The organism is uncultured Martelella sp., from assembly GCF_963677965.2.
Classification (GTDB): domain Bacteria; phylum Pseudomonadota; class Alphaproteobacteria; order Rhizobiales; family Rhizobiaceae; genus Martelella; species Martelella mangrovi.
Map to the genome: position 1 here is coordinate 3244815 of NZ_CAXXFM010000001.1, position 20731 is coordinate 3265545.

General features: G+C 60.9%; 18 protein-coding genes. 8 read left to right on the plus strand and 10 right to left on the minus strand.

The window, feature by feature from the left end; all coding sequences use genetic code 11:
* Positions 1-266 precede the first annotated feature (266 nt).
* Complete coding sequence (locus ACHZCU_RS15090) at positions 267-998, plus strand: hypothetical protein (protein ID WP_319519418.1); 732 nt, start codon at positions 267-269, stop codon at positions 996-998.
* A 91-nt stretch (positions 999-1089) separates the two neighbouring features.
* Here the strand turns inward: ACHZCU_RS15090 and ACHZCU_RS15095 are convergent, their stop codons facing one another.
* Complete coding sequence (locus tag ACHZCU_RS15095) at positions 1090-1407, minus strand: hypothetical protein (RefSeq protein WP_319519419.1); 318 nt, start codon at positions 1405-1407, stop codon at positions 1090-1092.
* A 587-nt stretch (positions 1408-1994) separates the two neighbouring features.
* Between ACHZCU_RS15095 and ACHZCU_RS15100 the strand changes: the two genes are divergently transcribed.
* Both ACHZCU_RS15100 and ACHZCU_RS15105 read left to right on the plus strand, forming a co-directional pair.
* Positions 1995-3452 carry a cation:proton antiporter gene (locus ACHZCU_RS15100; protein WP_319519420.1) on the plus strand — a complete coding sequence of 486 codons (1458 nt, stop codon included), beginning with the start codon at positions 1995-1997 and terminating at the stop codon, positions 3450-3452.
* Positions 3453-3595: 143 nt separating this feature from the next.
* Entirely contained in the window at positions 3596-4813 is a 1218-nt protein-coding gene (locus ACHZCU_RS15105) for an MFS transporter (protein ID WP_319519421.1), read from the plus strand.
* A gap of 60 nt (positions 4814-4873) precedes the next feature.
* On the opposite strand, the gene rpmG is transcribed toward ACHZCU_RS15105, so the two are convergent.
* Positions 4874-5041 (minus strand): 50S ribosomal protein L33, encoded by a 168-nt coding sequence (gene rpmG / locus ACHZCU_RS15110; RefSeq protein WP_018066542.1) that lies wholly within the window; start codon positions 5039-5041, stop codon positions 4874-4876.
* Positions 5042-5435: 394 nt separating this feature from the next.
* Between rpmG and ACHZCU_RS15115 the strand changes: the two genes are divergently transcribed.
* From ACHZCU_RS15115 to ACHZCU_RS15125, 3 genes are all read left to right on the plus strand, one after another.
* Positions 5436-6107 carry a hypothetical protein gene (locus ACHZCU_RS15115; RefSeq protein ID WP_319519422.1) on the plus strand — a complete coding sequence of 224 codons (672 nt, stop codon included), beginning with the start codon at positions 5436-5438 and terminating at the stop codon, positions 6105-6107.
* Positions 6108-6302: 195 nt separating this feature from the next.
* Complete coding sequence (locus ACHZCU_RS15120; RefSeq protein ID WP_319519423.1) at positions 6303-7211, plus strand: GGDEF domain-containing protein; 909 nt, start codon at positions 6303-6305, stop codon at positions 7209-7211.
* Between the two features lie 136 nt (positions 7212-7347).
* Positions 7348-7665 (plus strand): multidrug efflux SMR transporter, encoded by a 318-nt coding sequence (locus tag ACHZCU_RS15125; RefSeq protein WP_319519424.1) that lies wholly within the window; start codon positions 7348-7350, stop codon positions 7663-7665.
* Positions 7666-7868: 203 nt separating this feature from the next.
* Here the strand turns inward: ACHZCU_RS15125 and ACHZCU_RS15130 are convergent, their stop codons facing one another.
* From ACHZCU_RS15130 to topA, 4 genes are read right to left on the minus strand one after another with little or no spacing between them, the layout of a single operon-like run.
* Entirely contained in the window at positions 7869-8465 is a 597-nt protein-coding gene (locus ACHZCU_RS15130) for an alpha-ketoglutarate-dependent dioxygenase AlkB (RefSeq protein WP_319519425.1), read from the minus strand.
* An 11-nt stretch (positions 8466-8476) separates the two neighbouring features.
* On the minus strand, positions 8477-8926 hold the full coding sequence (locus ACHZCU_RS15135) for a DUF983 domain-containing protein (protein WP_319519426.1): 450 nt from the start codon (positions 8924-8926) through the stop codon (positions 8477-8479).
* 46 nt (positions 8927-8972) lie between these two features.
* Positions 8973-11258 carry a ribonuclease R gene (rnr, locus tag ACHZCU_RS15140; protein WP_319519805.1) on the minus strand — a complete coding sequence of 762 codons (2286 nt, stop codon included), beginning with the start codon at positions 11256-11258 and terminating at the stop codon, positions 8973-8975.
* Between the two features lie 32 nt (positions 11259-11290).
* Positions 11291-13957, minus strand: a complete 2667-nt coding sequence (topA, locus tag ACHZCU_RS15145) for a type I DNA topoisomerase (protein ID WP_319519427.1) — start codon at positions 13955-13957, stop codon at positions 11291-11293.
* Between the two features lie 498 nt (positions 13958-14455).
* Between topA and ACHZCU_RS15150 the strand changes: the two genes are divergently transcribed.
* On the plus strand, positions 14456-14656 hold the full coding sequence (locus tag ACHZCU_RS15150) for a hypothetical protein (RefSeq protein ID WP_106301883.1): 201 nt from the start codon (positions 14456-14458) through the stop codon (positions 14654-14656).
* A 68-nt stretch (positions 14657-14724) separates the two neighbouring features.
* Here ACHZCU_RS15150 and dprA read toward each other — a convergent pair whose 3' ends face one another.
* The 4 genes from dprA to ACHZCU_RS15170 all read right to left on the minus strand — a co-directional run bounded on the left by dprA (position 14725) and on the right by ACHZCU_RS15170 (position 18880).
* Entirely contained in the window at positions 14725-15849 is a 1125-nt protein-coding gene (gene dprA / locus ACHZCU_RS15155; RefSeq protein WP_319519428.1) for a DNA-processing protein DprA, read from the minus strand.
* A gap of 67 nt (positions 15850-15916) precedes the next feature.
* The gene (gene plsY / locus ACHZCU_RS15160; protein ID WP_319519429.1) at positions 15917-16534 is read right to left on the minus strand and encodes a glycerol-3-phosphate 1-O-acyltransferase PlsY; all 618 of its coding nucleotides are present in this window, start codon (positions 16532-16534) and stop codon (positions 15917-15919) included.
* A gap of 118 nt (positions 16535-16652) precedes the next feature.
* The gene (locus tag ACHZCU_RS15165; protein WP_319519430.1) at positions 16653-17942 is read right to left on the minus strand and encodes a dihydroorotase; all 1290 of its coding nucleotides are present in this window, start codon (positions 17940-17942) and stop codon (positions 16653-16655) included.
* Positions 17939-18880 carry an aspartate carbamoyltransferase catalytic subunit gene (locus ACHZCU_RS15170; protein ID WP_106301871.1) on the minus strand — a complete coding sequence of 314 codons (942 nt, stop codon included), beginning with the start codon at positions 18878-18880 and terminating at the stop codon, positions 17939-17941. Before ACHZCU_RS15170 ends, ACHZCU_RS15165 begins: the two co-directional genes overlap by 4 nt.
* Before the next feature lie 150 nt (positions 18881-19030).
* On the opposite strand from ACHZCU_RS15170, the gene ACHZCU_RS15175 reads away from it, so the two are divergent.
* Entirely contained in the window at positions 19031-20677 is a 1647-nt protein-coding gene (locus tag ACHZCU_RS15175; RefSeq protein ID WP_319519431.1) for an acyl-CoA dehydrogenase family protein, read from the plus strand.
* Positions 20678-20731: the final 54 nt, after the last annotated feature.

A 20731-nucleotide genomic window follows, 5' to 3' on the forward strand; every position in this document is an offset into this window, starting at 1 on the left:
GTGGATAAGGCGGTGAGCCGTTTTTTCCACCATTACGTGCTTTTAATTAAAAAGTTCTTTTTCAGAATTTACGAATTGATGTAATGGACGCCTGTGTTCAGTTTTTCATATTATCGCCCTCCGATGGAGTTGCGCTTGCCGCAGCTTAATTCATAGACAAAGAGACGGATAATCGCCGTAGGAAAACGTTGGCATTCGAGTGTCCGGCCGTGGCCACCCTCAACCGGGCAATCGATGTTCAGCAGAATTTGATAGGATCAAGCCTGTTGCAGACCATCGTATGTATGAAATGGGGATCGCGCTATCCCGCACTTTATGTGAACCGGCTCTGGTCGATGATAAAGCGCCATACGAAACGACCGACCCGTCTGGTCTGCTTTACTGACGACGCGACGGAGGTTGACGAGGAGGTGGACACGTTCCCGCTGCCCTCGATCCGGATTGAAGATGACATTGCCTTCACGCCTTGGCGCAAGCTTTCGCTCTGGCAGGCCCCGCTTGCCGATCTCGCCGGCGACGTCCTGTTTCTCGATCTTGATATCGTGATCACCGGCGATCTCGATGCGATATTCGATTTCCGTCCCGGTACGTTTTGCGTCTGCGAAAACTGGACGCAGCTGGGGCAGGGGATCGGCAATACCTCTGTCTTCCGCTGGCATGTGGGAAAAAATACCCATATTTTCGATGACTTCGAAAAGAACGGCATCGCAATCCGGAAAAAATACGGGATCGAACAGGTCTATATTTCCGATGTTGTCGATGAAATGGCGTTCTGGCCGCGCGAGTGGTGTGTCAGTTTCAAACACACGCTGCTTCCCGCCTGGCCGCTGAATTTCTTCCGAACGCCGCCGCTGCCGGATAATACCAGGATCGTCGCCTTCACCGGAAAGCCGGATCCCGACGAGGCAGCCATCGGCAAATGGCCGGTGAACGCGCCGTGGAAACGGATTTACAAACATGTCCGTTCGACCCCCTGGATCGACGAACACTGGCAGTAACGCGGAATTCGGAATGGTTCCGCCGCCCGCATTGCGCCTGAGCGGTGACGCGAGGTTTTCACATCGCCCGCTCATTCGCGCCAGCGCGGTTTCAGCGTTTGCGATCGAAAAAGAACGAACTGCGCTTGCTGGAGAAGGGCTTGCCGGATCTGCGTCTGCTGCGGAAAATCCGCTTGCGCGGGGCCGGTGCTTCACTACTGCTGGCATTGCCGGCCAGAAAGCCGAGACCGAAGGCCACAAGCCCGACCAGCGCAAGGGCCGATCCGCTTGCCGCGGGATGTTGCCGGGCGGTTTTGCTCAGGGCATTGACCTCACCGCGCACCACTGATCCTGCGCGTTCCACAGGTGTCTGCTGAGAAAAACGCAGGCGGTCGAGCAGGTCGCCCGGGGAAGTCTTGTGTTCAAACATGGTGTTCTCCGTGCCAATTGGTCTCACATCCGTCTCCACAACAGGAAACGGAAACAAGCCGTTTTGCGATGACCGCACCATCATGATGCCCCTGTCACGCGCAAACCGCATATAGGACCATAACAACGCAAAACTATGGCAGCCGGTTCCCTCCGGCAATGCCTTGGCAAAGATAGCGTCCGGGCGCCTCTGTCTGGTTTAGACGAAGAGCATAACCGTTACGAAAACGAATGCTGCTCCGATCAGAAGGGTATGCAGGGAACGTGATAAACTCATGTCGTCTCCTCCATTTATCGTTAACAATATATGACGAATTTCACGGCTGGCAAAGAGAAATCGTTGCTGCGCTGCGCAATACCTCCATCCCTCAAGGCCGGGCGGCCTTCCTTGCCGCAACTGTGCCAGCGGCTGCGGGATGTTGAAATGCTATCCGTCAAGTCTCTGAATTTTATTGGGAATCGATACATCCCGCACAGGGCGGCCGTTTTGGAAGGGTTTGGTTGAGCTTTTGATGCGATGATCCTTATTCTGTGGACAAGGGACTGAGTTGAAACGGTCTTTGCGGCGACTGGAAGGAAAGGGCGCAGATGGAACAGATTGTTCATGAGGCGGTTGCGCAGGGAAGCTCGCATGGCGGTGATTTCGCCGCCGTTGCGCTGGTTATCGCGGTTGCGGCGTTGGCCGGCCTTGGTTTCCTGTGGCTGCGGCAGCCGCCGCTCGTCGGTTTCATTCTCGCCGGCATTCTGCTCGGCCCCACCGGCATGGGGCTGATCGCCAATAATGATAGCGTCGCCTTTCTCGGTGAAATGGGCGTTGTCGTGCTGCTGTTCTTCATCGGCATGGAATTGTCGATCAAGGCCTTCGTTGTTTCGCTCAGGCAGGCATTGCTCGTTGTCGTCGGGCAATTGGCAAGTGCGGCGCTTCTGGCTGTGGTGATCGGTGCCCTGCTTGATGCCACCACCCGCGAAATCGTGATTCTCAGCTTCGTCATTGCAATGTCCTCGACCGTGGTGGCGATGAAGATGCTGGATGAAATGGGCGCGCTCAGGGGCGATGCCGGGCGCATCGCCGTTGGTGTTCTGATCGCCCAGGATATTGCGGTGGTGCCGATGCTGATTTTTGCGTCGAGCTTTGGCGGCCAGGGGTTCGACGTGGTGTCGACCACGGTCCGCGTCGTGGTTGCCGTCGGCATCATGGCGGGGTTTCTGTGGTATTTCGGACGGTTCGGAAAGCTCAGGATTCCCTATGCGGAAAAGGTGGAAGACAAGGTCGAACTGCTGGCGCTCGGCGCGCTGGCGCTTTGCTTTTCGGCGGCCGCCATATCGGGCGTGGCCGGTCTTTCGCCGGCCTACGGCGCCTTTATTGCCGGCATCTGCGTGGGCAATTCCACTCTTCGAAGCCGCGTCATTCCGGTCGTCGAGCCGATCCAGAGCGTGCTGCTGGTAATCTTCTTCCTGTCCATCGGCCTTCTGATCGATCTCGGCTTTATCTGGGACAATCTTTTGACCGTTCTGCTGGCGGCCATCGGTGTCGTTGCCGCCAAATCGGTGCTCAACGTGATGTTTTTGCGCTGGACCGGCTCTTCGGCGCAGACCGCGCTGATTGCCGGGCTGTCGATGGCGCAGGTTGGCGAATTTTCCTTTGTGCTGGCCGCAGCCGGCCTTGCCGCCGGTGCGCTTGGCGAAGACCTCTATCGCCTCGTGATTGCGATGACGGCGATTTCGCTGCTGGTTTCGCCCGTCTGGGTCTCGGTCATGCGACGTCTCGAGGCCACCTACAGCGAAGGGCTCGAAAGCTATCGCAATGCACTTGCGGTCGCTTATGCCCAGGAGCTGCGCGAGGTCGATCGTGGACGTGCATTCATCGGCCGCGGCGTCGCCGGCCTGCGCGCCCGCCTCATCGCGCTCAGCCATGCTCGGCGCGAACGCCGCCGTAAAAAGGCAGAGCGCAAGGCGGAAAAGGCCGGAAAACAACAGGCGGCGGCACAGAAAAAGGCCGAGGAAAGCAGTGCGGCAGGGAACACCGAAAGCGACAAACAGGCCTGAGGTCGCTTTACCTCGGCAGCCCGGCTCGCTAACGTGAGAGACGTTCAGCTTACCGCGTTTTGGCGGCGGGCCCCGGTATGCCAGGCCGGGAGGGAGGTGCCGCCTCCGGTTCGGCCCGACCTTGCCATATCAGGACTTTGTTGATGAACGTCTTTGCATTCCTGCGCGAAAACGCCCGCTGGGTGGGCGGCGCATTCGTGATGAATTATTTCACCGCTTTCGGGCAAACCTATTTCATATCGCTGTCAGCCGGCGATATCCGTGCCGAATATGGCCTGAGCCATGGTGATTTCGGCCTTGTCTATATGGGGGCGACGCTTTTGAGCGCGGCAACCCTGACCCGCCTCGGCCGGATTGTGGATTACCGCAGTGTGGTGCAGGTGGTGCTGCTGGTTATGCCACTGCTGGCGCTGGCCGCAGTTCTCATGGCGCTTTCGCACTGGATCTTTGTGCTGTTCATTTCACTCTACATGCTGCGCCTGTTCGGGCAGGGGATGATGAGCCATATCGCCGTGACGGCCATGGGGCGCTGGTTCAATGCCATGCGCGGTCGGGCTGTTTCGTTTTCCTCGCTCGGCCTGCAGACCGCGGAGGCCAGCTTTCCGCTGATCTTTGTGCTGGTGAGTGGCCTTGTCGGCTGGCGCGGCAGCTGGATTGCGGCTGCGGTTCTGACACTTGCCGTCGGTCTGCCTGTGATTGTCGCGCTGATGCGGGTGGAGCGAGAGCCACAGTCTGCCGCTACCGGGCAAAAGATACAGACGGCGCCGCGCGACTGGACGCGCAGCGAGGTGCTGCGCGATCCGCTGTTCTGGGCGATCCTCGCGGTCTTTCTGGCGCCGCCCTTCATTGCCACCACGATCTTCTTCCATCAGGTCTATATGGTGGAGTTACGCGGCTGGACGCTGGAACTGTTTGCCGGTTCGTTCTTCCTGATGTCGATGGCAAGCCTTGCGGCGATGCTGGTCACCGGTGTGCTGGTCGACCGGTTTTCCTCCGTTGCCGTCATGCCCTTCATGCTGTTGCCGATCGCGCTTGCCTGCCTGATCATGGGGTTTTCCGGCGCGACATGGACGCCTTATGTCTTCATGTCGCTGATCGGCTGCTCCATGGGCGCATCCGGCACGCTGAACGGCGCGCTTTGGCCGGAGCTTTACGGCGCCCGGCACCTCGGCAGCATTCGCGCGGTGGTGATTGCCGCAGTGGTGTTTTCCACCGCCGTCGGTCCGGGGTGCACGGGATATCTTATCGATGCCGGGGTCTACTATCCTGCGCAGATTGCGGCTATGGGCATTTTGAGCCTTGCGCTGGCCTTGCTGATGGTCAGCCTGCGCCGCCGTCTGCTCAAACGCGCCGGCGCATAACAAAAAAAAGCCCGGTTCCAAAGAGCCGGGCCTTTTCACATAAACAGGATGTGCCTGATCTTACTTGATCTTGGCTTCCTTGAATTCGACGTGCTTGCGCGCGATCGGATCATATTTGGTCTTGACCATCTTTTCCGTCATCGTGCGGCTGTTCTTCTTGGTAACGTAGAAAAAGCCGGTGTCTGCCGTCGACAGAAGCTTGATCTTGATCGTTGTTGCCTTTGCCATTTTATTCCGCCTTCAAGAGCAATCCGCCTCCGACAAGGGAAAAGCGGAACCGGTACGCCCGGAATTTTCCTAAAAATCAGGAAGCGCCCGCTCAGGACGCCTCACATTCCCGCCGGGCCGGTTAACCGTCCGCAGCAAAATCTGGCCGGACACTACGAATCTGGAAGCAAAAGTCAAGGAGAAGCGTGCCGGAAATGCGCGTCTTTGGCTGTTGCCGGCCTGCCGGGTGGCATTTTGGGCGCATGGACGGTTTTCTGTTGCCGCGAAAACGGCCGCCGGGCCGCATTCCTGGGCTGCGTTTGGCACCTGTTTCAGGTCTCTTTTACGCCGACGGCTTGGCGAAATGGCTGAATGCGTTATGAAGCGGGTGAAGACGAACGGACGGAAAACGCCGATGATTCCATGGATCGAACTCGACAGCGCCGCAATACCGGGCGAGGCGGCGACATTGCGGCTGAAACAGCGCGGAACCGAATTTTCCATCATGCTCGGTTCCAACGAACTGATGAACAGCCGTCTTTACGGCTCGGAAGAGGCACTGGCCGAACTGGCGGCCGAACGAATTGCCGGCCGCAAGGCCCCGGCCGTGCTCATCGGCGGGCTTGGCATGGGGTTCACCCTGCGCGCCGCCCTTGCGGTGTTGCCGGCGGATGCGCGCATCGTTGTGGCCGAGCTGGTGCCCGCCGTCGTGACCTGGGCGAGGGGGCCGATGGCCGATGTCTTCAAGGGTGCGCTCGACGATCCGCGCGTGGAGGTTGTCACCGGTGATGTCACCGCACTGATCGCCCGTTCCAAGGGCGCGTTCGACGCCATTCTGCTCGACGTCGACAATGGCCCCGATGGCCTGACCCGCTCATCCAACGACAGGCTCTACAGCCTCTCCGGTCTTGCCGCCGCGAAAGCAGCGTTGAAGAAGGCGGGCGTGCTCGCCGTCTGGTCAGCGCACCCTGACGACAAGTTTACGGCGCGGATGAAGAAGAGCGGCTTTGCCACCGAAGCGGTTTCGGTGCGCGCCAACGCGAAGAAGCGCGGCGCGCGTCATGTCGTTTGGCTTGGAATGAATTGAGCTGAACAGAGACTGGCGCAAACCGTGTTGGCAATCATGGTTGACTTGTTTTTGCCGCGTTCACGAAGCAAGTCTTGCGCGGCCTGCCAATACACGTTTCCGGCGGTGGCGCGCCAACCCCCGAGAGGCTAGGTATAGATCTGTGGCCGGTTCCACACCGGTAAGGCTATCTCGAACAGGGTGTGCATTACAGACATGGACGGCAAGCTGAAAAAGTTTCTCCGCCTGATGGAGATTGCTGACGCGTTTTTCGCCGTCTTTGACGAGCACGACCGGCTGGTCCTGGCAAACCGGCACTACCGAGAGGTGTTCTTCGTCGGGCCTGATGAATATCCGGACTGGCCGACATTGATGCGCCGCAATTTTCATGCCCGGCGCGGCACGGTGATCTCCAGTCCCGATTTCGAATTATGGCTCAAGGGTACGCTGTCGCGGCGCGGCAAGGTGCCGTTTCGGGCCTTCGAGACCGATGTCCATGACGGTCGCTGGCTGTGGATGACCGAAACGGTGGACGAGGATGGCTGGATGATGTGTCTTGCCAACGATATCACCGAACTGCGCACACAGGGGCGGAGCCTGCGCCAGGAGCGCGACCTCGCGCTCAGGACCTCGCTGACTGATGACCTGACCGGCATCGCCAATCGCCGCTTTGTGATGGAGCGTCTTTCGGAGATGATGACGCGCGCGGGCGGATCGCCTGAAATTCCGATCGGATGTTTTGCCATTCTCGATGTCGATAATTTCAAGCAGATCAATGATCGCTTTGGCCATTCCGTCGGCGATCAGCTTCTGATCGACTTCGCCCAGAAGATTTCGGCGGGTGTTCGCCGCACCGATTGCTTCGGCCGGCTCGGCGGTGAGGAATTCGGTCTTGTTCTGCCGCGCATGACGCCACTGGCGGCGATGGCCGTGGTCGAGGCCATGCTGCGGGAGGTGAGCACGCACAGGCCCTTGCCGATGCATCCGGAATTTCGCTATTCCTTCTCCGCCGGTATTGCGCCTGCGCGCTGCGACGAAGACCAGTCCGTGCTTTACGCCCGCGCCGATGCCGCCCTCTACACGGCCAAACGCACCGGCAAGAACAAGGTCTGTCTCGTCGACTGAAGCCCGATCTTTCCGCCGAACGCTTTCCTTTCAGGCTGAAATGCTCTAGATCATCGCCGGCGCGGGACGACCCGTGCCTTTCGATATCCATCCGGGACGGCCCGGCCACTCTTGATCAAAGAAGGTGGACCGCGTCATGGCCTGGTTCATTCTCGCAATCGCCGGTGTTCTCGAAGTCGTCTGGGCTTTTTCCATGAAAAAGTCGGCGGGCTTTACCCTTCTCATCCCCACGCTCGTCACCTTCCTCGCCGCCGCGGCCAGCTTCATCCTGCTGTCGATTTCCATGCGCACGCTTCCGCTCGGCACGGCCTACACGATCTGGACCGGCATCGGTGCCATCGGCGCCTTTGCCGTCGGCGTGGCTGTTCTTGGCGAGGCGGTAACGCCCGGAAGGCTGATCGCAGCGGTGCTGATCATCTCGGGGGTCGTGGTGATGAAGATGTCGGAGGGATAAGGCGCGGTCGTGTGCAGGTGATCTACCTTTTCGCAAGGAAGAGCGTTCACCGCTCGGAATAATCTACCGCCTCATCGCTTCCCTTGCCATCAAACCCGTGCATTTTCAGCGCCCATTGCAGGCCGATGACGGCGCCTTTCATGGGCTGGATGATCAGGAAGGCGGTGAGATAGACCCAGCCGGTCAGGCCGAGGATTATGCTTTCAAGCTGACCCTGTATGGATAACCTTACGAAAGGTGAGCGAAATCCTGCGCGCTCTGGCGATTCTAGCGCCGTCAATGAGATCGCTCTTGCGTGCGGGAATCTCATGCGACCAGTCGTAGCGGGCCGGACCGCGGAGAACCAGAGCGGAGCGGGGCTCAAGAATGAGCGAGCACCGGTCATTTCCATGCTGTTGACGGAAGATCATCTCGCATTGTGAAAGCAGGCTGACGGAAACGATTGTGTCGCCGAAACAAGGCGGGCAGTCGACATGCGCGCTGATTCCCTGACCCGGCAGATATTCGTTTGCAATGACCTGATCGGGCGGCGTTTGAAAGAAACCGGCGGCGTGCAGTCGGTTCCCGAGCCTTTCCAGCCATGGAGGCAGGGGCCCGATATAGGCATCGTATGTGACCGTGCGCGCACGATAATCATAACGATAGCCAAAATGCTGTACGCGGCGTTTGAGTTCGACACTCCAGTTCAGCGCATCAAGCGCATGAACCAAAGCCGTTTCCTCGTCAGGCCGGACGAATGCCGGCAGGAAAACGGCTTCCGAAGGCAAATTTTCTGATGCAATTCCCGTCAGGTCTTTCATCGTCTCAGGAATCAGCCCCCTTCCGAATAATCCACGGCTTCTTCTTTCCCCTTGCCATCAAACCCGTGCATTTTCAGTGCCCATTGCAGGCCGATGACGGCGCCTTTCATGGGCTGGATGATCAGGAAGGCGGTGAGGGCTGTGAGCGGTACCCAGATGGCGAGATGGACCCAGTCGGGCAGGTCGAAGAGTTCCGCACCCGTCATATAACCGCCGACCATGAAATGTCCGAGGACGAGGATCACCAGATAGGCGGGCAGGTCGTCGGCGCGGTGGTGGTGGATTTCGGTGCCGCAGCGGTCGCAGACCTCCACGCTTTTCAGGTATTTGTAAAACAGCTTGCCTTCGCCACAGGACGGGCAGCGGCATTTGAGGCCGTTGACGATGGCCGGCATCAACCGGCGTTCGCCTTGCGGGGTCTCGCCGTAAATCTGGTGATTGTCTTTCGCCTGCTCGGACATGTGGCCTCCCGGAGGCGATTTAGTCAGACATTCGGTTTGAATGCAATCACCGCCTGCCGCGTGCAGAGCGCCGTCCGGCGCCGCCGCCGCGCATCGGGCGGCCGGTTTTCGACTTGTGATAGGAGCGGGTGGCTGCCGGCATCTTGCGCGGGGCGCTCAGCATTTCAAAGCGGATCGCGCCGGCCAGCGGGATCGCCTCGACAAGCTGCACCTCGACATCATCGCCAAGCTGATAGCCAAGCCCGGTGCGCTCTCCGACCAGCGACTGACGCACTTCATCGTGGACATAATAGTCCGCGCCGAGCGTGGAGGCGGGGATGAAGCCGTCAGCGCCGTATTCCGGCAGCGCGATGAACAGCCCGGAGCGGGTGACGCCCGCCACGCGGCCATCGAAGCTTTCGCCGATGCGACCGGCCAGATGATGGGCAATCAGCCGGTCGACGGTTTCGCGTTCGGCGGCCATGGCGCGGCGCTCGAAGGTGGAGATTTCGGCGGCGATATCGTCAAGCTGGGCTTCTTCCTCCGCCGTCAGCCCGCCTTCGCCCAGATTGAGCGAGGCCACCAGAGCGCGGTGGACGATCAGGTCGGCATAGCGGCGGATCGGCGAGGTGAAATGCGCGTATTTCATCAGGTTGAGGCCGAAATGGCCGATATTTTCCGGCGAATAGACCGCCTGGCTCTGGGCGCGCAGCACCATCTGGTTGACCAGATCCTTGTGCGGCGAATTATCCGCTTTGGAGAGGATGCCGTTGAAGGAATTGGCGCGCAGGTTGCCGCCCTTGGCCAGAGGGATGGACAGCGTGGCGAGGAACTCGCGCAGGCTCTCCTGCTTGGCAAGCGAGGGGGCGTCATGGGTGCGGTAGATCAGCTTCTGGCGTTTGGTCTCCAGCGTTTCGGCGGCGGCGACATTGGCCTGGATCATCATCTCCTCGATGAGCTTGTGCGCATCGAGACGCGGCGGCACTACCACCTTGTCGACCGTGCCGTCTTCCTTCAGCAGGATGCGGCGCTCGGGCATGTCGAGTTCCAGCGGCTGGCGACGGTCGCGTCCGCGCTTCATGGTCTCGTAAGCGGCCCACAGCGGCTTCAAGACGGGTTCCAGCAGCGGGCCGGTCTTGTCGTCTGTCTTGCCTTCGATGGCGGCCTGTGCCTGTTGGTAGGAGAGCTTGGCCGCGCTCTTCATCATGATGCGGTGGAAGGTGTGGGATGCCTTGCGGCCTTCCTTCGAGAACACCATGCGCACGGCAAGGGCGGGGCGATCCTCGCCCTCGCGCAGCGAGCAGAGATCGTTGGAAATCCGTTCGGGCAGCATTGGCACCACGCGGTCCGGGAAATAGACCGAATTGCCGCGCTTCATCGCTTCGCGGTCGAGCGCCGATTTGGTGCGGACATAATAAGAGACGTCGGCAATGGCGACGGTGACGATCATGCCACCCTCGTTTTCCGGCCGTGTGTCGAGTTCGGCGAAAACGGCGTCGTCATGGTCCTTGGCGTCTGCCGGGTCGATGGTCACCAGCGGCAGGTCGCGCCAGTCTTCGCGGTGCGACATGGTGGCGGGCCTGGCCGCGTCCGCCGCATCGAGCGCCTCTTTCGGAAAGATGTGCGGAATGCCGTGGGCGTGGATGGCGATCATCGACACGGCCTTTTCCGAGGTCAGGGAACCGACGACGGACAGCACTTCGCCGCGCGGCAGGCCATGGCGGCCCGACCGTTTGACGTCGACTTCGACCAGATCGCCGTCTTTCGCGCCGGCAAGCTCATCGAGAATCATTTCATTGTCGCGGCGCTCGATCGGCATCAGCCGCGCCGTGCCGTCATCCAGCATCTTCACCACGCCCAGCGCGGCCTGCTTGCGCTTGTCGATCACCTTGATGATGCGGGCGGTATAGGCCGGGCCGGTATCCGATTTCGACGGGAATATCTTGGCGACGATACGGTCGCCGAGACCGGCAGTGGCGACCTTGCGCTTGTTGTTCTTGCCGCCGCCGGACTGGCGGATCAGCACGGCAGGTGCCGCCCCTTCCATCTCCGGCCATTCGGCAGGGCGGCCGATCAGTTCGCCGTCCTTGTCGCGGGTGGTGATGTCGAGCACGGTGACCGGCGGCAGCGCGCCCGGCCGCACAAGGCTCTTGCGCTTTTTCTGCAGCAGGCCTTCGTCCTCAAGGTCGCGCAAGAGGTCCTTCAGCTCGACGCGCGCCGCACCCTTGATGCCGAAGGCCTTGGCAACCTCGCGTTTCGATGCGCGCTCGGGATTGTCGGCGATGAACTTCAACAGCACATCGCGCGGCGGCACTGCGCCCTGGATGATCGGTGCATCGGATTTCGGCGCGATGGTGTCCTTCGTGCGGGGACGCGGTTTCTGGCTCAACTGTTGTCGCTTTCAGCCTCAGCCTTTTTCTTTGCAGAGGCTGTTTTCTTCGTGGTGGTCTTCTTTGCTGCCGCGGTCTTGGTCGTTGTCTTCTTGGCAGCCGGTTTCTTGGCCGGGGCCTTTTTCTTGGCTGGCTTTTTCGCGCCGGTTTTTTCCATGCGGGCGGTCAGAAGCGGAATGGCCTCTTCCATGGTCACCGATTGCGGGTCCTTGCCCTTCGGAATGGTGGCGTTGATCTTGCCCCACTTCACATAAGGCCCGTAACGGCCGTCATTGACGGTGACTTCGCCGCCATCCGGGTGATCGCCCAGCGATTTCAGCGCGGCGGGCGCGGAACGGCGGCGGCCGCCATTGGCGCGCTTGTCGGCGATGATCGAGACCGCGCGGTTAACGCCGACGGAGAACACATCGTCGATGCTTTCGACATTGGCATAGGTGCCGTCATGCAGCACGAACGGGCCGTAGCGCCCGAGGCCCGCGGTGATCATCTTGCCGTCTTCCGGATGCGGGCCGACCTCGCGCGGCAGCGAGAGAAGCTGCAACGCTTTTTCAAGGTCGATATCCTCCGGCTTCCAGCCCTTCGGCAGCGAGCAGCGCTTTGCTTCTTTGCCGTCGCCACGCTGGACATAAGGTCCGAAACGGCCAGTGCGCAGCGTGATCGGTTCGCCGGTTTCCGGGTCTTCGCCAAGCTGGTTCGGCTCGTTCGGGTTGATGCCGTTTTCGGCCTCCGCATCGGCGCCCAGCTGGCGGGTGTAGTTGCATTCCGGGTAGTTGGAACAGCCGACGAAGGCGCCGTATTTGCCGAGCTTCAGCGACAGCTTGCCGGTGCCGCAGACCTGGCAGGTGCGCGGGTCGGAGCCGTCTTCGCGCTTGGGGAACACCAGCGGCGCCAGCGCCTCGTTCAGCGCATCAAGCACATTGGTGACGCGCAGTTCCTTGGTGTCTTCGACTTGCGCGAAAAAGTCCTTCCAGAAATCGCGCAGGACCTGTTTCCACTCCAGAGAACCGTCGGAAATCTTGTCGAGCTTTTCCTCAAGGTCGGCCGTGAAATCATATTCCACATAGCGGTTGAAGAAGTTTTCGAGGAAGGCCGTCACCAGCCGACCCTTGGCCTCGGGCGTCAGCTTGCGGTTTTCGATGGTGATGTATTCGCGGTCGCGCAGCGTTGCCAGCGTCGAGGCATAGGTCGACGGGCGGCCGATGCCCAGTTCTTCAAGCTTCTTGATCAACGAGGCTTCCGAATAGCGCGGCGGCGGCTCGGTGAAATGCTGGGTGGCGCGGATCTTTTCCTTGGCGGCGCTTTCGCCCTGGTTGATTTCGGGCAGACGACCATCGTCGTCATCCTCGTCGGAGGGCTGCTTTTCCTCGCGGTTGTCGGCATAGGCTTTCAGAAAACCGTCGAACTTGACGACCGTGCCAACGGCGCGCAGGCCCGCACTGTCGCCGCCTTTCGCAGCGGTGATTTCGGCGGTTGTCCGTTCCATTTCGGCTGATGCCATCTGGCTGGCAATGCCGCGCTTCCAGACAAGGTCGTAAAGCCGGAACTGGTCGCTATCGAGATATTTCTTCACCGATTGCGGCGTGCGGGTGAAGTCGGTCGGGCGGATGGCCTCATGCGCTTCCTGCGCGTTCTTGGCCTTCACCGAATAATGCCGGGCGCTTTCCGGCAGGTAGCGCTGGCCGAACTGGTCACCGATCGCGTCACGTGCGGCGGTGACGGCTTCCGGCGCCATGGAGACGCCGTCAGTACGCATATAGGTGATGAGACCAGCGGTTTCACCGCCGATGTCGACGCCTTCATAAAGCCGCTGTGCCACCTGCATGGTGCGCGATGCGGAAAAGCCGAGGCGGGACGAGGCGGCCTGCTGCAGGGTCGAGGTGGTGAAGGGCGGGCCGGGATTGCGGCGCACCGGCTTGGCCTCGACGCTGGCCACCGAATAGGTCGCGCCTTCGAGCAGTTCCTTGATGCGGCCGGCATGGTCGCCGTCCTTTATGGAGTTCTTCTGGACGCGCTTGCCATCGGCCTTGACGAGGCGGGCCTCGAAGGCATCGCCGCGCTCGGTCTTCAGGTCGGCGACGATGTTCCAGTATTCTTCCGGGATGAAGCGTTCGATCTCGGTTTCTCGATCGCAGACGATGCGCAGCGCCACCGACTGAACCCGGCCGGCGGACCGGGCGCCGGGAAGCTTGCGCCACAGAACCGGCGACAAGTTGAAGCCGACGAGATAGTCGAGCGCGCGGCGGGCGAGATAAGCATTCACCAGCGCTTCATCGATATCGCGCGGATGGGCCATGGCGTCGAGCACGGCCTTCTTGGTGATGGCGTTGAAGACCACGCGCTTGACCGGCTTGTCCTTCAGCACCTTCTTCTTTTGCAGAAGATCGAGGACATGCCACGAGATCGCTTCACCTTCCCTGTCCGGGTCGGTTGCGAGAATGAGGCCGTCGGCACTCTTCACCGCGTCGGCAATATCCTTCACCCGCTTGGCCGATGCCGTGTCGACCTTCCAGGACATGGCGAAATCGTCGTCGGGCAGCACCGAGCCATCCTTCGGCGGCAGGTCGCGCACATGGCCGAAGGATGCCAGAACCTTGTAGTCCTTGCCGAGGTATTTGTTGATTGTCTTTGCCTTTGCAGGGGACTCTACGACGACTACGTCCATGTGTTCCGTCTCAATTCTCGTTGTGCCGTGTCAGGCGCTGCCGGCTATCATGTCGGCGCATTCGGTTCTGGTGATGTTGGTTCCGGCACCAGCCGGACCGTTCACCGCATATGAAGGCCGGAACCGGAAGTGCGGTCGGCCCGGAAGTGCGGTCGGCATTGTGCCGCACCGTCTGTGCCGGGAAGGCGCTGATGCGAAGAGGTATGTTGATATTCACAGCCCAACCGCCATTCGCGTTTTCGCTGGCTCGATCAACACAGCCTTTACCCTGAAAGAGGGGGGCAGTGCAAACCCGACATTTCTCCGGTTCCCAAGGTTTCCGAAATGGACAGGGTTTGCCGCCCGGTCAAGTCCCGGCGCGGATTTTTCGCCGAATACAATCAAATGCAACCAAAAGAGAATACCTTTGATAATTGCAATTTTGCTCTTTGGCGGTATTGTCAGGTAAGCAGGGGAGTACATGTTCTGCCGCAGCAGCGCCAGTAAACAGGTGAATGCATGACAGTAAAAATGCCGGAAAATGACAATTCTGAAACGCTGACTGAAGAAGGGGTTATCTATATAAAACAGATCCTTGGTCAGCTTCGACGCCTTTCGGACAAGGAGGGCGCTGAAATGCTTTGCTATCTGATCGATATGGCGTATCTCGAAGCGGGTGAACTTCAGTCTCTACTGATATCGGACCCCCGGTCCGAATGAGCGCTGCGTTTTATGGTTTCAACTATTTTTCGCCCTCGCCGTACCGGGCCGGTCTGATTTGCAGTCGCTTAACTCAATGAAATCCGCCCGCCCGGGTGGCGCACAAGGCGTCCGGCAAGGTCCAGTTCGAGCAGGATAAGCTGAACGGTTGCCGCTTCCACGCCGGTGAACCGGATAAGATCATCGATTTCGCAGGGGCTGGGGCCAAGCGCCTCGGCAACGCGCAGGCGGTCGTCTTCGCCGGGCTCGGCAGGCGGCCCGCTCTCCGGTTCGTTTTCCTCGTCGGCATTGCCGGAAAACGGCAGTTCCATGTTTGCCAGAGGCGCAAGCGCCTCCAGAACATCATCGGGTGAACAGATGATCATCGCCCCCTGCTTGATCAGGCCGTTGCAGCCCTGGGCGCGGGGATCGAGCGGAGACCCCGGGACGGCGAGCACCAGCCGGCCGCTTTCATTGGCAAGCCGCGCGGTGATCAGCGAACCTGACCGCATCGCCGCCTCGACCACGACGACGGCAAGTGCGCAGCCCGCAATCAACCTGTTGCGCCGGGGAAAATCACGCGCGCGCGGTTCCCAGCCATAGGGCATCTCGCTGATGGCAACACCGCCTTCGGCGCAGATCCGGCGGTAGAGTTCGGTATTCTCGCTCGGGTAGATGTGATCAAGGCCACCGGCAAGGGCGGCAAGCGTGCCATGCTTCAGGCTTGCATGATGGGCGGCCGCGTCGATGCCGCGGGCAAGGCCCGAAGCGACGGTATAGCCCGCACCGGCTGCCGCCGTGGCAATCATCGCCGCGAACTTGGCACCTGCGACGGAAGCGTTGCGGGCGCCGACAATGCCCAACGTCGGCCGGGTCGCGGTTTCGCCGCTGCCGCACATCGCCAGAAGCGGCGGCGCGCCGTCAACGGCGCGCAGAGCCGGCGGATAATCCGCCTCGCCAATGGCGACAAAGCGCCCGCCATACCGTTCAGCCGTCTGCATCTCGGCCTCGGCCTCGGCAAGGCTTGCCACCCGGATGCGCTTCATTGCGCCGCCGCGCTTTGCCAGTTCGGGCAACATGTCGAGCGCGTTTTCTGCGCTGCCGCAGTGATTGATGAGTTCGCGGAAGGTTGCGGGGCCGACATTGTCGCTTCTGATCAGTCTGAGCCAGGCGATGCGCTGGCTTTCAGAAAGCGATATGCCGGCGGGGCTCAACGGATGGCTTCCATGTCTCGGCGCTGCGCCGAAGCGCTTTCATGACTGCCGGGAAGCCCGTTGTTTTTCACCCCTTGTCTCCGATCCTGCTTTCCGTGCCCGCAATCAGGCGTTCGATATTGGTCTTGTGCCGCCACCATGAAATGATCGTCAGAACGGCCATGACCAGTGAAGCCTGTGGTTGATCCATTATCCACAGGGCAACCGGAATGACAAGCGTGGCCACCAGCGCCGACAAAGACGAATAGCGCGAAAGCCGGGCAATCAGCAGCCAGACGAAGGCGAAGATCAGCACGGCGGCAGGGGCGACGCCGAGCAGCACGCCGATATAGGTGGCAACGCCCTTGCCGCCCTTGAAGCCGAGCCAGACGGGAAACAGATGGCCGATGAAGGCGGCAGCGCCGGCCAGCAGGCCCGCATCCGTGCCATAAAGCCTGGCACAGATGATCACGGCAAATGTCGCCTTCAGCGCATCCAGCAGCAGGGTGAGGGCGGCCAGATGGCGCTTGCCGGTGCGCAGCACATTGGTCGCGCCGATATTGCCGGACCCCATCTTGCGGATATCGCCAAGCCCCGAAAACCGGGTGATCAGATAACCGAAGGGCAGGGAGCCCAGAAAATAACCGATCACCAGAACGATCAGCGCCTGAACAGGTGTCAGAGCGAAAGCGAACAATTCCCCCACGACGCGTTTCCTCTCCTACAGCGCGTCCGGCAAAAGTGGATACCGGTTTTCCGTCCGGACGCGCGTAAAAATAAATGGATCGAGCATTTCCGGTGATCCGGTTCTCACCGGAAGTGCTCTAGTTCGCCTGATAGACGCAGTTTCCGCCGACATAGGTGCGCACGGCGCGACCGGAGAAGCGGGCGTTTTCAAACGTGGTGTTCTTCGAAAGCGAAACCAGCCGATCCGGTGTGACGATCCACGGTTCTTCCGGGTCGATCAGCGTGATATCCGCGCGTGCGCCGGGTTGCAGCGTGCCGGCATCGAGCCCGAACACGCGCGCCGGGCGGGTCGACATCGCATCGATCAGCCGCATCAGCGGCACTTCGCCGGAGTGATGAAGGCGAAGCGCGGCCGACAGCATGGTTTCAAGGCCGATCGCACCGTCTTCGGCATCGGAGAACGGCAGGCGCTTGGTGTCGACATCCTGCGGGTCATGCGATGAGACGATGATATCGATCAGCCCGTTCTTCAGCGCCTCGACCATCTGCAGCCGGTCTTCCTCGTGGCGCAGCGGCGGCGTCAGCTTGAAGAACGTGCGGTATTCGCCGATGTCGTTTTCGTTGAGCGTCAGATTGTTGATCGAGATGCCGCTGGAAACCAATGCTCCGCGTTCGCGGGCAACCCGGATCGCCTCGACCGATTCGGGCACCGAGATCAGGGCGGCGTGGTAGCGCGCGCCGGTGAGTGCCGCGAGCCTCAGATCGCGTTCCAGCGGAATGATCTCGGCCTCGCGCGGAATGCCGGAAAGGCCGAGCCAGCTTGCAAAAAGCCCCTCGTTCATCACGCCGGTTTCGCTCAGATAGCGGTCGCGCGGCTCCAGCGAGACAACGGCATCAAAGGCGCGGGCATAGGTCATCGCCCGGCGCAGAACCCGGTTGTCGGAAAGCGAATAGCGGCCATTGGCAAAGGCCACCGCGCCTTCACCCTTCAACAGGCCGATCTCGGTCATTTCAAGGCCGGCAAGCCCCTTGGTCAGCGCCGCAGCGGGGAAGATATTGACCACGGCATTGTCGCGGGCGGTTTTCAGCACGAATTCCAGCAGCGCGACATCGTCAATCGGCGGGTTGGTGTCGGGCATCATCACAAACGAGGTGATGCCGCCGGCAGCAGCCGCAAGGCTTGCCGAATGGATGGTTTCGGTGTGTTCGGCGCCGGGCTCGCCGACGAAGACATGGGCATCGACAAGACCGGGCGCTGCCACCAGTCCGCGGCAATCGACAATCTCGGCGCCCTCCGGCGTTCCCTGATTGGCAGCATCGTGTCCGGCGGCAACAATGCGGCCGTCTTCGATGATGATCGTGCCGGTTTCATCGAGGTCGCGGGAAGGGTCGATGATGCGGGCGTTATTCAGAACGAGCGGTTTCATACGCGTGCTCCTCCATTGTCCGAAAGCATCAGCGTCTCCATGACGGCCATGCGCACGGCAACCCCCATTTCCACCTGTTGCTCGATCACGCTTTGCGGGCCATCGGCGACATCGGTGGCAATTTCCACGCCCCGGTTCATCGGGCCGGGATGCATCACCAGCGCGTCTTCCTTGGCGGCCTTGAGCTTTTCATGATCAAGCCCCCAGAAGCGGAAATACTCCCGGATCGAGGGCACGAAGGCGCCGGACATGCGCTCGCGCTGCAACCGCAGCATCATCACCACATCGGCGTCCTTCAGCCCGTCTTCCATATTGTCGAAGACTTCGACGCTCATGTCGCGAATACCGGCCGGCAGAAGCGTTGCCGGGCCGACCACCCGCACGCGCGCGCCCATGGTGTTGAGCAGAATGATGTTGGAGCGGGCGACGCGCGAATGCAGGATATCGCCGCAGATCGCGACCACGATATTGTCGAGCCTGCCCTTCGCCTGCCGGATGGTGAGCGCGTCGAGCAGCGCCTGGGTCGGGTGCTCATGCGCGCCGTCGCCGGCATTGATGACCGAGCAGGCCACCTTTTGCGACAGAAGGGCCGCCGCGCCGGCGGAGACATGGCGGATCACCAGCACATCCGGGTGCATGGCGTTCAGCGTCATCGCCGTGTCGATCAGGGTTTCGCCTTTTTTCACTGATGAATTGCCGACCGACATGTTCATCACATCGGCGCCCAGCCGCTTGCCGGCCAGTTCGAACGATGCCTGTGTGCGGGTCGAGGCCTCGAAGAACAGGTTGATCTGGGTCAGCCCGCGCAAAACGCTGTTTTTCTTTTCGCGGGAACGATTGAATGCTATGGCCTCTTCGGCCTTGTCGAGCAGTGTTCCTATATCGACGGGCGAAAGGCCCTTGATGCCGATCAGGTGGCGGTGGGGAAAGAAGACCATTGAAGCTTTCCTCCGTATGAGGCCGTGCGGTCTATCGCTTGAAGTCTTGGCGTCTATAATGGCTCACCGGCCTGGCTGCAAGCTTTGACAGATCATATCGAAGCGTGCCAACTCGGTGATCTGTCTTCAAAGAGAAGTGCGTAAACGGCGATGACCGATAATGATGTTTTCAGGACGTTGAACCAGCCGAAGCCGTGGAGCGGGTACAACGCCTTTCATTCCGATCCGCTTTTGGGCGATCTGACACGCAATCTGGCGCGACCGCTGCGTGAGGAGTTCGACACGATCGGACGTTACGTGACCTCGCCGGAAGCGCAGGAACTGGCGCAGATGGCCAATGCCAGCGCGCCGCAGCTGAAAACCCACGGGCCTGCCGGAGAGCGTCTGGACACGGTTTCCTTCCATCCGGCCTGGCACGCGCTGCTGCGCCGGTCGATGGCCTCGGGGCTGCATTCTTCGCTGTGGGAGCCGCCGCGCGATGCCGATTCGAAATCGAAGGCGCATAAGCTGAGAGCCGTGCGTCTGTTCCTGACCGCCCAGCTCGAATGCGGCCATCTTGAGCCGCTTTCATCCACATCCGCATCCCTGGCCGTGCTGGCCGCCACGCCGCAATTGCGTTCGGAATGGGCGCCGAAAATCCTGTCGCGCAAATATGATTCGACCAACCGGCCGCAGGCGCAGAAGACCGCCGCGACCATCGGGCTGGCCATCACCGAAAAACAGGCCGGCAGCGATATGCGCGGGCTTGCCACAAAGGCGGTGCGCGTCAGCGAGGGCGTTTATCGCCTGTCTGGTCACAAATGGTTCGTCTCCGCGCCGATGAGCGATGCCTTCATCATGCTCGCCGATGTCGACGGCAAGCCGGGCTGTTTTCTGGTGCCGCGGCTTCTGGATGAGGGGCGGACCAATGCGCTGCGCTATCAGCGGCTGAAGGACAAGCTCGGGCTGCGTTCGAATGCGGCGGCCGAGGTCGAATTTTCCGATGCTTTCGGTTTTCTGCTCGGCGCGCCGGATGCAGGCCTCAGAACCGTTCTCGACATGCTGACCCTGATGCGGCTCGACAGTGCGGTGATGGCCTCGGGGCTGATGCGCGCTGCTTTGGCCGAAGCCGCCCATGCCACACGCGGCCGCAATGTCGGCGGTCGTGCGCTGGCCAGCCAGCCGCTGATGATGCGTGTGCTGGCCGATCTGGCGCTGGATGTGGCGGCGGCGGGCGCGCTCTGCTTCCGGCTTGCCGAAAGCTTCGACCGGGCACGCGACAGTGCCGAGGAGGCGGCCTATGCGAGGGTGATGACCCCGGTTGCCAAATACTGGACCACCAAGATCGCCCCTGCCGTGGTGGCCGAAGCGATGGAGGCCATGGGCGGCAACGGTTTTGTCGAAGACCGCCCGATTGCGCGCCATTATCGCGATGCGCCGGGCCTAGCCATGCATGACGGCGCGGGCAACATGATGGCACTCGATCTCAGGCGCGTTGTCGAACATGGCAGCGACCTGTTCGAGGCCGTGTTTCAGGTGATTGCGCGCGATCTCGGCGCGTCCGGGCCCAAGATTGTCGAACTTCTGCGGGCCGCCATGGCGCTGTGCAAGAGCCATGAGAGTGCCGCGCGGATTTTCATCGAGCAGCTTGCGCTGGCTGCCGGCGCCGCCGAACTCTACCGGCTGGGGGCGGGCCGCATTGCCGATGCGTTCCTCGAAACCCGGCTGGCTGCCGGCTGGCGTTCGACCTACGGCATGCTCGATACCCGTTTTGACGCGAGCTATATCGTCGAGCTGCTGTTTCCGGAAATGGATTGAGGCCTTCGGGGCCTCGGAGCGTTTCAGACTGAAACGCTACGCGACAAAGAGAAA

Bases quoted from the DNA above. Each gene is read 5' to 3' on its own strand.
- ACHZCU_RS15130 (WP_319519425.1), bottom strand. From the start codon at position 8,465: ATGAAAGACCTGACGGGAATTGCATCAGAAAATTTGCCTTCGGAAGCC.
- ACHZCU_RS15170 (WP_106301871.1), bottom strand. From the start codon at position 18,880: ATGGTCTTCTTTCCCCACCGCCACCTGATCGGCATCAAGGGCCTTTCG.
- ACHZCU_RS15125 (WP_319519424.1), top strand. From the start codon at position 7,348: ATGGCCTGGTTCATTCTCGCAATCGCCGGTGTTCTCGAAGTCGTCTGG.
- topA (WP_319519427.1), bottom strand. From the start codon at position 13,957: ATGGACGTAGTCGTCGTAGAGTCCCCTGCAAAGGCAAAGACAATCAAC.
- ACHZCU_RS15135 (WP_319519426.1), bottom strand. From the start codon at position 8,926: ATGTCCGAGCAGGCGAAAGACAATCACCAGATTTACGGCGAGACCCCG.
- ACHZCU_RS15150 (WP_106301883.1), top strand. From the start codon at position 14,456: ATGACAGTAAAAATGCCGGAAAATGACAATTCTGAAACGCTGACTGAA.
- ACHZCU_RS15120 (WP_319519423.1), top strand. From the start codon at position 6,303: ATGGACGGCAAGCTGAAAAAGTTTCTCCGCCTGATGGAGATTGCTGAC.
- ACHZCU_RS15165 (WP_319519430.1), bottom strand. From the start codon at position 17,942: ATGAAACCGCTCGTTCTGAATAACGCCCGCATCATCGACCCTTCCCGC.
- ACHZCU_RS15100 (WP_319519420.1), top strand. From the start codon at position 1,995: ATGGAACAGATTGTTCATGAGGCGGTTGCGCAGGGAAGCTCGCATGGC.
- ACHZCU_RS15095 (WP_319519419.1), bottom strand. From the start codon at position 1,407: ATGTTTGAACACAAGACTTCCCCGGGCGACCTGCTCGACCGCCTGCGT.
- ACHZCU_RS15105 (WP_319519421.1), top strand. From the start codon at position 3,596: ATGAACGTCTTTGCATTCCTGCGCGAAAACGCCCGCTGGGTGGGCGGC.
- rpmG (WP_018066542.1), bottom strand. From the start codon at position 5,041: ATGGCAAAGGCAACAACGATCAAGATCAAGCTTCTGTCGACGGCAGAC.
- ACHZCU_RS15175 (WP_319519431.1), top strand. From the start codon at position 19,031: ATGACCGATAATGATGTTTTCAGGACGTTGAACCAGCCGAAGCCGTGG.
- ACHZCU_RS15115 (WP_319519422.1), top strand. From the start codon at position 5,436: ATGATTCCATGGATCGAACTCGACAGCGCCGCAATACCGGGCGAGGCG.